Source organism: Micromonospora sp. KC606, from assembly GCF_004348675.1.
Lineage (GTDB): Bacteria > Actinomycetota > Actinomycetes > Mycobacteriales > Micromonosporaceae > Micromonospora.
In genome coordinates this window covers 1-12,328 of record NZ_SMKN01000163.1, presented here as the reverse complement: position 1 = coordinate 12,328, position 12,328 = coordinate 1, and the positions used below count along the sequence as shown (strand labels likewise).

At 68.7% G+C, this 12,328-nt stretch carries 13 protein-coding genes; 6 read left to right on the top strand and 7 right to left on the bottom strand.

Features of this window, described 5'->3' with window-relative positions; all coding sequences use genetic code 11:
• The first annotated feature begins 43 nt into the window (after positions 1-43).
• The 3 genes from E1193_RS23760 to E1193_RS23750 all read left to right on the top strand — a co-directional run bounded on the left by E1193_RS23760 (position 44) and on the right by E1193_RS23750 (position 1,858).
• The gene (locus E1193_RS23760) at positions 44-559 is read left to right on the top strand and encodes a tetratricopeptide repeat protein (protein WP_132185401.1); all 516 of its coding nucleotides are present in this window, start codon (positions 44-46) and stop codon (positions 557-559) included.
• Positions 525-920, top strand: coding sequence for a hypothetical protein (locus E1193_RS23755; RefSeq protein WP_132185400.1), 396 nt, complete (start codon positions 525-527; stop codon positions 918-920). The genes E1193_RS23760 and E1193_RS23755 overlap by 35 nt, the downstream gene beginning before the upstream one ends.
• 110 nt (positions 921-1,030) lie before the next feature.
• Positions 1,031-1,858, top strand: coding sequence for a WYL domain-containing protein (locus E1193_RS23750; RefSeq protein ID WP_243707852.1), 828 nt, complete (start codon positions 1,031-1,033; stop codon positions 1,856-1,858).
• Here E1193_RS23750 and E1193_RS23745 read toward each other — a convergent pair.
• Positions 1,849-2,763, bottom strand: a complete 915-nt coding sequence (locus E1193_RS23745; RefSeq protein WP_132185399.1) for an SDR family oxidoreductase — start codon at positions 2,761-2,763, stop codon at positions 1,849-1,851. The two genes, E1193_RS23750 and E1193_RS23745, sit on opposite strands and share 10 nt — an antisense overlap.
• A 477-nt stretch (positions 2,764-3,240) precedes the next feature.
• Here E1193_RS23745 and E1193_RS23735 point away from each other — a divergent pair, with 477 nt between their 5' ends.
• Positions 3,241-4,200 carry a hypothetical protein gene (locus E1193_RS23735; protein WP_132185397.1) on the top strand — a complete coding sequence of 320 codons (960 nt, stop codon included), beginning with the start codon at positions 3,241-3,243 and terminating at the stop codon, positions 4,198-4,200.
• 715 nt (positions 4,201-4,915) lie between these two features.
• On the opposite strand, the gene E1193_RS23725 is transcribed toward E1193_RS23735, so the two are convergent.
• From E1193_RS23725 to E1193_RS23705, 6 genes are all read right to left on the bottom strand, one after another.
• A complete protein-coding gene (locus E1193_RS23725; protein ID WP_132185395.1) occupies positions 4,916-5,320 on the bottom strand; it encodes a hypothetical protein in 405 nt (134 codons plus the stop codon).
• 275 nt (positions 5,321-5,595) lie between these two features.
• On the bottom strand, positions 5,596-6,762 hold the full coding sequence (locus E1193_RS23720; RefSeq protein ID WP_207922826.1) for an alpha/beta hydrolase: 1,167 nt from the start codon (positions 6,760-6,762) through the stop codon (positions 5,596-5,598).
• A gap of 391 nt (positions 6,763-7,153) precedes the next feature.
• Positions 7,154-7,318: a hypothetical protein gene (locus tag E1193_RS32070; RefSeq protein WP_165945815.1), complete on the bottom strand. Its 165-nt coding sequence runs from the start codon at positions 7,316-7,318 to the stop codon at positions 7,154-7,156.
• 1,191 nt (positions 7,319-8,509) lie between these two features.
• The gene (locus E1193_RS23715) at positions 8,510-9,124 is read right to left on the bottom strand and encodes a peroxiredoxin-like family protein (protein WP_132185393.1); all 615 of its coding nucleotides are present in this window, start codon (positions 9,122-9,124) and stop codon (positions 8,510-8,512) included.
• Between the two features lie 23 nt (positions 9,125-9,147).
• Positions 9,148-10,224, bottom strand: coding sequence for an NAD(P)-dependent oxidoreductase (locus E1193_RS23710; protein ID WP_132185392.1), 1,077 nt, complete (start codon positions 10,222-10,224; stop codon positions 9,148-9,150).
• Positions 10,221-11,045, bottom strand: coding sequence for an SDR family NAD(P)-dependent oxidoreductase (locus E1193_RS23705; protein ID WP_132185391.1), 825 nt, complete (start codon positions 11,043-11,045; stop codon positions 10,221-10,223). The genes E1193_RS23710 and E1193_RS23705 overlap by 4 nt, the downstream gene beginning before the upstream one ends.
• Before the next feature lie 53 nt (positions 11,046-11,098).
• Here E1193_RS23705 and E1193_RS23700 point away from each other — a divergent pair, with 53 nt between their 5' ends.
• Together E1193_RS23700 and E1193_RS23695 are read left to right on the top strand one after the other, a co-directional pair.
• Entirely contained in the window at positions 11,099-11,698 is a 600-nt protein-coding gene (locus E1193_RS23700; protein ID WP_165945814.1) for a TetR/AcrR family transcriptional regulator, read from the top strand.
• 121 nt (positions 11,699-11,819) lie between these two features.
• Entirely contained in the window at positions 11,820-12,221 is a 402-nt protein-coding gene (locus E1193_RS23695) for a PIN domain-containing protein (protein WP_132185389.1), read from the top strand.
• Positions 12,222-12,328: the final 107 nt, after the last annotated feature.

Here is a 12,328-nt window from a genome sequence, read left to right as displayed (position 1 = left end):
CCCCTGACCTTCACCCCTCCCCCGCGCCAACCGCTCCGTGGGCATGAACCAGACCGTCTTCGTCGCGGCGCGCGACGCGTTCGCCCGCATACTCGAGGTCGACGCGGCGGACATCCCGCTGCCACCGAACCTCGCTGGCCCCGAGTTCGACCTCGTGCTGTCGGTGCACATGGCCGCGCTGGTCGCCGTGGCGCTGCGTATCCGGCAGCGGCTCGACCGGCGGAGGCCGGACGAGATGGCCGAGGACCTCGCCACATCGCTGAGCAACGTCGCCAACCAGTTTCTGGCGGCCGGGCGGGTCGCCGAAGCACTGCCGGTGGCGCGGGAAGCGCTGGCACTGCGCCGCGAGCTCGCCCGCGAGGCTCCGCAGACCTCCATGGTCGAGGAGGATGTCGACATAGCCGCGCCGACCGGCGGTATGCCGCCGTCCTGCTGCCCGCTTCTGAAGGCTTGGACTACCGTCCCGCTAACGCCTGACGCCGGCGTGGGCGTCACGGGCAGTAGAAGGCGTTACTCTGACGGCCATGATCGAGAGGCCGACGCGTGGCTGGCGACGTGAGGTGGCGACCCAGGAAGCGGCCGTTGCCGCCGGAGGTTTGGATCCGGATGAGGCGTACGCCGCCGAGCTGTGGCCGGCAGACTTCACGGCGGCGGTCGACGCCGTCTTGGACGCGTACGAGCATGACGCTGCCGCCCTGGACCCAGTGGCGGACGAAGCGGTCTGGGCAGCCGTCGAGCGAGTTGTTCTGGGGTTGAACGTTGCCGATAAGAATTATGGCGCTATCGAGACCGGGGAGCGGGAAGAACTCGCCGAGTACATCGACGCCGTTCTGACGGATGCCGGCGTGGATGTCGGTGCCCTTGCCGCTCGGCGCGGCCTCAGCCGCGCTGAGCTGACTGACTCCTGGCGAGACTGGTGATCGTCAGCTGAGCTGGCGACTCATGCGCTGTCCCCGAGCAGACGACGGGCCGTCTCTAACAACTCCTAACTCTTTGGGTGTTGGAGTCGTCGCCAGCAGATGATGGCGCAGTGCCGGTCTACGCCGAGCAGGGACGACTCGGTGGCTACCGACTGGTCGATGGCTACCGCACCCGGCTGACCGGACTCAGCCGGGTTGAGGCTGAGGCGTTGTTTCTGCTCGGTCTGTACGGCCCGGCGCGAGACATGGGGCTCGGTGATGTGCTGGCCACCGCCCAGCTCAAGGTCAGCGCGGCGCTGCCAGCCGGGTTGCGTGATGCGGCGGCACAGGCGGCGCAACGCTTCTACCTCGATGTGCCGGGGTGGTTTCACGACAGCGACCCGCCGCCTGCGCTGAGCGTCTTGGTCCGCGCGGAGTGGCAGGACCTGACGGTGATCCTTCGCTACCACCGTCATGACGAGGTGACGCGCAGCGTGCAGCCCTACGGCGTGGTCCTCAAGGCGGGGATCTGGTACCTCGTCGCGCGGGTCGGCGCGGACCTGCGGGTATACCGCGTCGACCGGGTCGTAGCCGTCGAGGTCGCTGATCAGCGGTTCGTCCGCGAGGAGTCCTTTGACCTGCCGGCAGTGTGGGCCGAACGGGCGGCACAGTTCGTCCGGGGCATGCTCGCCGAGCAGGTGACGATACGACTGGGTCAGGCCGGGCTGCGGGCGTTACGGTTCGCCGTCGAGCCGCCCGCGGTGCAGGCGGCCACCGCCGCGGCGGGCGAACCCGACGCACAGGGCTGGGTGGTCACCCGCCTGCCCGTCGAGTCCACCGAGGTCGCCTACGACCAACTGCTACGCCTCGGCCCAGAGGTGGAGGTACTGGCGCCCCAGCCGTTGCGCGAGCAGATGCGGCTTGCCGCACAACGGCTGGCCGACTTGTATCAGCGGTAGCCGGTGACGTCCGCCGGCTTGCCGGCGTCCTGGACCTCGACCAGGTACCGCCAGCAGTCCGGGCGACTACCGTCGAGATCAGTGAAGCCATAGACCTGAGCCAGCTGCCCGCTGGACAGCGACTGCCCGTTCCACCGGGCGACATCCGGGTCGGCCGCGAGCGCGGCCGCCGCCCGGCCGACGAAAGCGGGGCTCTCCGAAATCGCGAAGTGCGGTTCCGTTGCCGTGGCGTCAAACCAGTTGGCCTCGGTGACCCCGAAGTGCTCCAGCATGATCTCCGAACGCATCCAGCCCGGCGTCAAAGCCACCGCGGTGGCACCGAACGCTGCCAACTCTTGAGCCTGCGCGAACGCCATGCGCAGTACCGAAGCCTTGGCCAGGTCGTAGAAGAACGTCGCCCGGTAGTTCGTACGGTTGTACTCTGCGGTGCCGTCGGTCATCTCGACCACCAGGCCACCCGGTCGGCGGATCAGCATCGGCAGTGCGAAGTGGCTGGTGATGATGTGGGTGTCGACCGCCAGCCGCAGGATGTGCAGGCCGGTGTCCAAGGAGTGTTCCCACAGCTTCTGGTCCCAGCTGAACAACAGCTCCGCACCCCAGATGTTGTTGACCAGGATGTCTAGGCACCCCTGTTCAGCATCGACGCGCTCCACCAGCGCACGCACCTGCTCCGCGACGAGGTGATCGACCTGGACAGCGATCCCCCTACCACCGGCTGCGGTCACCAGCTCAGCGGTCTCCTCGATCGTCTCCGGCCGGTCCATCTCCGAACGCTGCCCTCTAGTACTGCGGCCGGTGGCATACACCATCGCCCCACGGGCACCAAGCTGCACGGCAATCTGGCGCCCCGCACCGCGTGTCGCCCCCGCTACCACAGCAACCTTGCCTGCCAAATCAAGATCCATGACGGAAACCTTGACAGAAAAACCTGACGAGACATGTCAGCCTTTCAACAGCCGCTCCAGACGGTGAACGCTAACGTCCGTTCGCTTTACACCCGAGCCGCGTGCACGTCTGCCCAGGTCAGCTGTGTAACGAAACCCGTGTCCGCGCCTTCGTAAAGCACTCGGGAGCACTCGGCCGGCTGGCCGGGCGGTAGGGCCATCAGCGGTTGGCCACGGTGGCGACACACAGGCACCGTCGTTGCTGTTGCTCCGGCTGCTCTTGCGCCACCTGGCGCCGCCGGTCATCTCCACGTCTCCGCCACCTCCGCGATCAGCTCAAGGGATTGCTGGTGCGACAAGGCTGCACCTCGGATGGACTCCCACACCTGCCCAACCTTCATCGCTTGCCTGATGCTGAAAAACCGGACAGGGTCGGGCACCAGAAGCCCTCATAATAGGCAGACGTCGATCTGTTCGACGTGGGGCAAAGGAGGATGGATGTCAACGACTCGCAGACTGGTCGCAGTCCTGCTCGCTACTACCCTGCTGTCGCTGCCTGCGGTACCAGCAGAGGCGGCACCCGCCGGGGATGATCGCGCGGTGAACGCTCTGCGTGACAGGGTGCTCTTCTACAACCCCCGGGACGGTTCAGGGGCGGTGGGTCGGCTTAACAGCAACAATACCTTCACCATCCTGCAAACACACCCCAGCGGTTATTCCATGACCGGCTGGACCAACCTGGTCACGTTGTCCAATGGGCAAACGTTCTGGTACAAGAAGCAAACCGGCGAGGCGGGTGTGGGGTACGTCAACGACCTCAACCACCACGTGACCGTCATGTGGTACGGACGGGGTTCTTTCGCCACCGGGTGGGATCACATCGTCCGGCTACCGAACACCGACCGGCTCTTCTTCTACAGCACAAGCGGTGCGGCGGCGATCGGCCAACTCGACGGGCAGGGCCGGTTCAGAACCCTGCGAACCATGTCGGGCCTGGGCTACTGGACACATGCCGCCGGATTTGACGAAGATCGAGTGCTGCTCTACAACTATTCCAACAACTCCGCCGTCGTCGGACAGATAGACCGGTTCTACCATCAGTGGGCCACCCAGTGGACCTACCTACCGGGCACCTTCTGTTGCAGCTGGAACCATTTCGTCCACACCTACAGCTCGCGATTGCTGTTCTATCGCGAGAACTCTGCGGACAGCACCGCCGTGGGACTGTACGGTCAGTTCTACAGCAACGGTGCGCTCGAACCATACTGGTTCCCGCACAACACGTTCCGGCGGTTCTGGACGCGGATCCTCTACCACTCCTCGGACCGGTTCTTCTCCTACAGCCATTTCACCGGAGCGGCCGAGGTGAGCCATATTTCAGGCCCAAACCATGTGCTGCTCACCTCGTACCCCATGGGGGAGTTTGTCCAGGGCTGGGATTTGGCCGACTGGGTGTAGCTGCGCCTGCTGGAGTAATGCCTCTATCGGGACGGCACAGACATTCCACTTTTTTGCGTCAGGGCCGTCGATCCGCAGGGCGTCCTCGATGGCGCGGTGGAAGGTGGGGTACGCGTAGATCATGTGCCGTAACTGGCTGATCGGCACCGCCGCGTGCACGGCCACCACCAGGCCCGCCCGTAGTTTCCGGACACGGCTGCGGCGCGGCGCCTGGCCGGCATGGCCGATCAGATCGGCCGGGCCTCGGGCCGGGAACCCTGGCGGGAACTGATGCAGTGGCTCAGCCGCGGTCGGCTCGGGCGGCGTACCGGGTGGCCGCGAGTACCCCGGCTGGCGACGCCGTGGCAGGACACCATCTCGGCCGAGCGGACCGGTTGGCGGCAGCGGGCCGCCAACCTCGACGGCGACTTCGCGTTCGCCGTGGACTACATGCTCTGCCAGCGCTGCCGGCTGGGCTGGGTCGAGCAGCCACACACCCTGCCGCCATACCAGCGCTGCAATCTGGCCCGCGCCGGCCTGGCCGGGCTGCCGGTAAGAAACGGGTCACCTGATCCAAACGGGATGATCTCCGTAGCCGACCGGCCGGGGACCGGCTCGGGGCAGCGAGAGTGTGCCGCGCCACGCGATGATGTTGCACCGTGGCCCGATCGCCCGGGCTGGCCTTATGAGGCACCAGAGGGCTGTGCTGTCCGTTCCCGATCGCCGGCCCGCCATGTCACGCCGCGGATTCGGGCAGGTAGCCGTGTGCGATGAACAACCGTGTGAGGTAGCGGCGCAGCATCGGCAGAGACTGTTCCTGCGACTGGAACTCCGCACCGCCGAAGCGCACAACCTCGTATCCGGTTAGGTGGGGTTCCCGATCTGCGGCGGCCATATCGGCGTAGCGACGAGGGCTTGCCCGCCCGTCGTCCTCGGCGTAGTGATGCTTGCCGTCGCACTCGATGACGAGCCGCCAACGGCCGCGCATCAGCAGCAGGAAGTCCATCCGCTGGCGCGGCAGCGGTCCCGGCTCACGCCGCTGGGCCCGGGTGTAGGGGTCGTAGTGCAGGTAGACCTGTGGAATCAGCGCCGGCAGGTCAAAGCCGTGTTCGCTGAGCATCTCGCCGTATGCGCGGAACACCTGCCGCTCCGGGCCGGGTGGCGATGAAACCTGCAACGTGGCGCAGCAAGATATGGCCCACTGGCCGCCAAACGCAGGCGATGCGCCCTGTCGCGTCCGGCCGAAGGTTGCGGATGATCAAGGCGCTGGCCGGTGATCCGCAAGGTGGGCCTGGAGGCTCGTTACCTCGTTTGTCCGGATGCACTGTGCGGTTTCTCCGCGATCCCCGAGCGGCGCGACGTTTCGCGGTCCGCCCTGCGGCGAGAACAGCGGATCCGTCGCGCCACGTTCGATCATCAGGGTTGGTGGAACACGACCTCGGGGTTGCCGGGTGTCGGGCCGTCCAGGACGGGGCGGTGGATGCCGCGGAGATGCCGGTCGAGGAACGCGCCTACGTACGTCCGCATGATCTCGGCGGTCCGCTCGCCGGACAGTGGCGACGCGTCGTCGGGTAGGCCGGCCTGGTCGGCGAGGACCGAGAGGTCACTGAAGTCGATGTGGGCGGTTCCGGTCACGGTCAGCCAGTGTTTGCAGCCGTCGAGGCGTAGCCAATCGCGGTCCCAGGTGTCGTCCGGGCCGCCGGGGACGTGGCCGGGATGTCCGAGCATCAGGAACGGTCGCCCGCCCAGGCCGTCTTCGGGGACGGGCGCGAAGAACGTGCCGTCCATGTTGACGCCGGCCAGCACGCGCGGGTCGGCGGCCATCGTCGACGCTGCGGCGTTGCCGCCGATCGAGTGGCCGGCCATTCCGATGCGGGTGCGGTCGATCAGGTCGGCGTGGCGCCAGGCCCGTCGTGGTCCGGTCAGTTTGTTCAGGACGAACGTCACGTCGGTTGCCCGCCCGGAGGCGACCCGGGCGAAGCCGTCACGTCCCTGCCCGTCGACCGCCGTGCAGGCGAGGCAGGTGACCACGCGTCCACCGGGAAGCTCGGTGCCGGCCGACTCGTAGGTGTGGTCGACCGCGGCGACCACGTAGCCGCGGCTGGCGAGGTCTTCGGCGAGGTGGGTGAGGGTGTGGCGGTACACGCTGAATCCGGGCGACAGCACCACCAGCGGGTACCGGCCGCGGATCGGGTGGGCGCCGGTACGGGCGCTGGCCCGGGTGGCGGAGAACTCCTCCGGCGTGGTGACGCCGGCCAGCGAGCGGTCCTCGATGAACAGGCGGGCCTCGGCGACGGTGAGGTACCGCGCCGGCCCACCGGTGTTCGGCCGCGCCGGGTAGTACACCGACACCATGAGCTCGCGCGGGTTCGCCGGTACCCACGGGTCGGGTCGGTCGCGGTCGACCAGGTGCAGCACGTCCCGGCCGACCGCGAACGGTCCGGTCGGGCGGGGCAGCGCGAACCGGGACGCCGCCGCGTGCGTCCCGTTCTCGTGCGTCCGCTCGAACGCCGCGACCCCGGCGGGTGCCGCAACCGACGACGATGCGGCGACAACCGGCACCGTCAGGGCGGCCGTCACCACGACGGCCGCCCTCCTGAATTGATCGAATCTTGTCGTCATGTGGGTCATCCAACCGGAGCGGACCCGTCGGCCACATTCGCCCTGGATGCAGAACTTTGGTAGACCCAGCACTATTGTCAACGGGCGCCGGCGCCGTAGGGGTGCCGGTAAGAAACGTTCAGTTGCTCACCTCCACACCCGGGCCTCTCGCGTAAGGGGGACCAGGCGCGGCGGACCGCAGACGCCGCCCCGCCGCACGGTCATCGGTGGCCGACGACGCGGCAGGTGAATGAGGGCTCCGCAACCAGCTCCACAAGCGTGCCGTACGGCCCGATGCCCGCCGCAGATCGCCAGCAAGGCCGAACGGCGCTACCTGGCCGGCCCTTCGACGTACAATCGCGCCGAACCCGAACTAGTCAGGCATGCCGTTGTCACGGCGGCCGTCGTCGTTCTGTCGAGAATCGCGCATCCGACGCCGCACAGCCAGGGCAGCAGCAAGACCGACGCTGGCAGCGACCAGTTGCACCAAGCTGTTGGCCAAGTTGACGAGTTCAGCCAGTTCGTGGGGGATACCCACCGCAGCCTCCGAGGTCGATTCCTCCCGCGCGCTATGCGGCGCGCGGCCCCCCCCGCGAGGCCCGGTGGATGTGTCGCTCCACGGGCAACTGCGTTCAGTGTGCCAGGTCCCGACAAGGCTTCGAGTGTTCGCCGGCGCACGCCACGTCGAGCTGATCCTGACGACGACCCGCGTGGGGATTCGGCCCTGGGCCACCACACTGCCGGCCGAGTAATAACCGCGACTATCGCCGCACGGCTGAACGCGTCACCGGACCAGGAAGCGAGAGAGTTGATGCCCGGGTGTGACCTGTTGCTCCGGCCAGGTTCGGTGGCAGGCAGGCGGGTGGCTCCCGTGGTGCGGTTACTGTCCATGATGGTGGCGTGACTCGGGCAGGTCAACGCCGCCGTCGACTACTTCCATCACCTCCACGCCACCGCACTCGCCCACCTCGGCCCCGACCACCCCGACACCCTCACCACCCGTAGCAACCTCGCCCAATGGAGGAGGCGTTCCTGACGTCAGACTGTGAGCCCGGCCTCTCTGGCGACCGCCTGCCACGGTCTACACCAGCCTTCGCGAACACCTGGAGCCCGGGTCCGGAAGCTGCGGGTGGCCCCCCACCGGGTCGCTGTGCTCGTTGACGAGCCGCGCCCGCCGGGCGTCACTCAACGACGCCCCTCGGACTGACCGACATCTACCAGCCGCACCCGGGCGGATTCCGGGGTGCCGGCTGGACCGACGTCCTCGACGCCTGCGGCCGCGCCGGAGACGCCGTATGGGCAGCGTGCCGACCGAACGACCCCGGCGAGCAGCTCGACTTGTTCGCCGTCGCCGGCATCGAGAGCGGCGACCAGCCGTGATCAGGACCGCGACCCTCGAAGACCCTGGCCGGCGGCCACCTACCGGATCGGCGACAGCGCCCGCATCGGCCCGAGCCGCGCCGCCGCGCCGCACGAGGCCCGCCCGTAGCTTCCAGCGAGAAAACGACGCTAAGGCCCATTGATCAGCTTCTGGGTGACCACGTCCCGCAACCCCTGCGGCGACGCGCCGGTTGCGGGACGGATTTCGGGACTCGACGAGCTGCGGAAACGTCGGCGGAGGCGAGCGCCTGTCAGACCGTTTCGGAAACCCTCGTTTCCGGGACGCGAGGACTTGCCGCCTTCTCATTCCCGGACCACGCCGTAGCAACCGTGGGGTTGCGTCGAATATCTACGCCTGGTTGCCGAGCGGGCCAGGCCCGTGCGGTGGGTCTGAAGCTCCCAGCTGATGGATCCCTGGTGTGGTGCGGGCGGCGGCCACGTTTCGGGCGAGGTGGAGTAGTTCGTCGACGGTCCATTGGTCGTCGGCGTGTCGGCCGTAGTGGTGGGCGGTGACGTGTCCGGTGGTGGTGATGAGGAAGTCGGCGGGTAGTCCGAGGACGGTTTCGCCGTGGGCGGGGGGTGCGGCCGTTCTCGCGGTGGCGCCGCGCAGGGCTGCGGCCCATGCCCGGGGGTGTAGCGGGGCGCGGGGGGAGGTGCCGACACCGAAGCGGGTGTAGAGGTCGCGCTGCGGGTCGGCCACAGCGGGAAACGGCAGGTCACCCTGGTAGGGCAGCATGGCGGCGGTGGTGGAGTGGAACACCACGATCTCGCGGATGCTGGCGGCGAGGATGTCGTCGTGTCGGCGGGCGATGCCGCGCAGGTGCAGGTTGCAGATGGGGCAGCCGGCGAAGCGTCGGAATTGCAGGTGGACGAGGAGGTCCGGGTCAGGAATCCGGACCGGTTCGCCGGTGATGGCGGTGAGTTCGAGCGGCTCGATCCGCTGTCCGGTGTGAACCTTGCGCATGCGAGGGGTTCTCCTGTGGGTGGTCAGGTTTGTGGGGCCAGGCGGGGCCAGGGGTGGCCGTGGGTCTTGCCGGCGGCCAGTGATTCGCGTACGGCGGTGCGCCAGTGTTTGCGGGGTGTGTAGCCGAGGGTGCGGGTGGCGTGGTCGTTGCGGCAGTTCCAGTTCTCGGACACGTGCACGAGGGAGCGGGTCAGGAACGGCGCGGGGCCGGGCAGGACGGGGTGCAGCGTCTCCATCAGCCGGGCGAAGGCGTAGCCGGCGGTGTACGGGACGCTGAAGGCGGGTCGGGGGGATCCGGTCTCGTCGGCGATGAACTCGATGACCTCGCGGGCGGTGGGCAGGGTCGGGCCGACGATGTTGAACGATTCGTAGTCGTCGAGGTGCTCGGCGGTGGCGGCCAGGGCGAACGCCTCCCCGAGGTCGGTGTCGGCGACCAGAGGCAGCCGGGCGCGGCCGCCGGCGAGCCAGGGCACCAGCCGGGTGCGCAGCCGGGGTACCAGGGCGGGCACCATGCCGAGGTTGTTGCCGGCGCCGACGAAGTGGCCGAGGCGCATGGTGATCATCTGGGTGCCGTGGCGGCTGTGGCGGCGCATGTGATCGTCGAGGTCGATCAGCAGGTCCAGGTGGGGCCAGAAGCCGGTGCGGCGGGTGGGTGCGAAGTCGTCGACGGGTCCGTCGCCGGTGGGCCGGGCCGCGATCGCGAGGGTGCTGGTTTGGATGAAGCGGCGTACGCCGCTGTTGATCGCCCGGTCGACGAGGTCGCGGGTGGGTTCGAAGAACTCCCGGCGCTCCTGCTCGGCGTGTCCCCAGAAGGCGCCCCAGGTGCCGGCGTGGCACACCACGTCGGTGCCGTCGAGCACGGCCGCCCGGTAGTCGGGGTCGCGCAGGTCCCCGGCGCGTACTTCTCCTGTCACCCCTGCCGGTAGACGTTCGGGGCGGCGGCACGCGGCCACGACCTCGACGTCGGGCCGGGTGGCGAGCGCGGTGACGATGGCGCGGCCGAGGAACCCGGTGGCGCCGGTCACTAGGACCCGACTGCGGCGCGGCGGGACGGGCACGGTGTCGCTGCCGACTTCGGGGTGCGGAGTGCGGGCGTTCATGCGGCCGAGCCCGCCCGCCGGGCCTGGGCGTCGCGTGCCGCGTGGACCCGGGCCGCCTTCGCCATCAGCCGTCCGTTCATCCGGATGGACATCCGGCGAGGGATGGCCTTGAGCATCGCCGAGATCACCGGCCCGGGAATGATCACTGGTTTGTCGGCCTGCAGCGCGCGCAGGGTTCGGCGCACTGCCACGGCAGGCGGTTGCAGCGGTCCGGGCAGGTCCTTGCGGTCCAGGCCGATCGCGTCGACGATCGGGGTGTCGACGTTGGCCGGGACGAGCACGGTGACGCGCACCCCTGCCGGCGCCAGTTCCTCGTGCAGCGCCTCACCGAGGTGCAGGACGTAGGCTTTCGCCGCGCCGACGTGCGCCATCCACGGCATGCCGTGGCGTCCACCACTGGCCGAGGTCAGCACGATGCCGCCCCGACCCCGCGCGACCAGGCGGGGCCCGAGAGCGCGGGTGAGTTCCATATGGGTGCTCGCGTGCAGCGTGAACGCGCGCTGCAGCTCGGCGGGATCGGTGTCCAGGAAAGCCCCGGGCCGGGCGCTGCCGGCATTGGACACCAGTAGGCCCACGTCGAGGTCGGTGACAGCGTCGACGACCGCGGATGCCCCGGTCGGCAGGGACAGGTCGGTCACCACCACCCGATGGGAGACGCCGTGTGCGGCGGACAGCCGCCGGCCCAGCTCGCGGAGCAGGTCGCCGCGGCGGGCGACGAGCACGACATGCAGACCCTGCGCGGCGAGGTGCTCGGCGAACGCGCGCCCGATCCCGGAGGAGGCACCGGTGATGACGGCCCATGGCCCGTATCGTTGAATCATGGTTTAGACGCTAGTCCAAACGCCGGTACATGCCAAGTGGTAATCTTGGACCCATGAGAACGCCACCTCCGGACCTGGCCGGCCGACTGCTGGACGCCAGCGCGGAACTGCTGCGTGCTGACGACCCACCGCAGCTGGCCGACGTGGCCCGGCTGATGGGAGTGGCCCGGGCAACGCTCTACTACTACTTCGCCGGGCGGGAGGACCTCCTGGCGTTCATCCTGGCCGCACACGTCCGCGAAGGCGGGCAGGTGATGGCCACTGCCGACGACGAAGCGCTGCCGGCCCCCGAACGACTACGCGCCGTCCTCGCCGCGATGTGCAGCTACCTCGGTGCGCGCCCCTTCGTATGCACCGGGCTGCTCACCGCCGCCGGCGCGGGCGGACGAATGCACGAGGTACTCGCCGCCAACGACGCCGTCATCGGCGCACACCTGCGCCGGATACTCCAGGAAGGCGTGAACGTCGGCACGCTCGGCGGCACCGCCCAGCACAACCTCGACGCCACCGACGTCGCCGACGCTGCCAACGCCGCCATGGGAGCGGTCCTGCTCGCCGTGCTCGGACGAGCAGCAGCCACCCTCGACACCACCGAACCCGCGTTCGCAAGGAAGGTCGCTGCACGCATCGTGGACGGACTACGCGCGCGTTGAACAGCAGCACAGCGACGCGCTTCGACAGTCGACGTATCGCTTAACGTTGCTTCTTCGTCGGAAACTACGGGTCCCCCACGAGGGCTGAGCACCAGGAGGCGGACCAGCCGGTCTGGTCCGCGTGACCGGCGACGACGAGGACCGACCGGTCCGGCTGCTGCTGGACCGGTCGGCGCTGCTGGCCTACGTCGCCGGCTCCGTGCACGTCGGCGAACCGCTGCACGAGGTCATCGAGGACCGCAACCGGTTCGCCGTCACCGCCGTCACCGCCGCCGAAGCCCTGGCCGTCATCGACGACCCGAAAGACCGCGCCACCATGCACCGCCTGCTCGCCCTCGACGCCTGCGTCGTACTGCCCACCGACGGGCAGTCCTGGCACGAACTGAGCTACTGGCGCACCTACGCCGGCCGCATCGACCTCGCCACCACCGTCATGGCCAGCCTCGAACACGACGCCTCGATCCTCACCCGAGAAACCCGGTACGGCGACGGCGACCTACCCGTGATCTACATGCCGGGCTAGCCACTCGCAGTCGCACGCCATGATCATCCGTCCTCGCGCACGTCAATGACGGCCACCGTCACGTTGTTCCCTGGCGGTACGGGGAGAGATCCACACCGCGGGCAACC

Excerpts from the sequence above, each read along its gene's own strand:
- E1193_RS23760 (WP_132185401.1), top strand. The coding sequence starts at position 44 with ATGAACCAGACCGTCTTCGTCGCGGCGCGCGACGCGTTCGCCCGCATA.
- E1193_RS23755 (WP_132185400.1), top strand. The coding sequence starts at position 525 with ATGATCGAGAGGCCGACGCGTGGCTGGCGACGTGAGGTGGCGACCCAG.
- E1193_RS23745 (WP_132185399.1), bottom strand. The coding sequence starts at position 2,763 with ATGGATCTTGATTTGGCAGGCAAGGTTGCTGTGGTAGCGGGGGCGACA.
- E1193_RS23735 (WP_132185397.1), top strand. The coding sequence starts at position 3,241 with ATGTCAACGACTCGCAGACTGGTCGCAGTCCTGCTCGCTACTACCCTG.
- E1193_RS23715 (WP_132185393.1), bottom strand. The coding sequence starts at position 9,124 with ATGCGCAAGGTTCACACCGGACAGCGGATCGAGCCGCTCGAACTCACC.
- E1193_RS23710 (WP_132185392.1), bottom strand. The coding sequence starts at position 10,224 with ATGAACGCCCGCACTCCGCACCCCGAAGTCGGCAGCGACACCGTGCCC.
- E1193_RS23705 (WP_132185391.1), bottom strand. The coding sequence starts at position 11,045 with ATGATTCAACGATACGGGCCATGGGCCGTCATCACCGGTGCCTCCTCC.
- E1193_RS23700 (WP_165945814.1), top strand. The coding sequence starts at position 11,099 with ATGAGAACGCCACCTCCGGACCTGGCCGGCCGACTGCTGGACGCCAGC.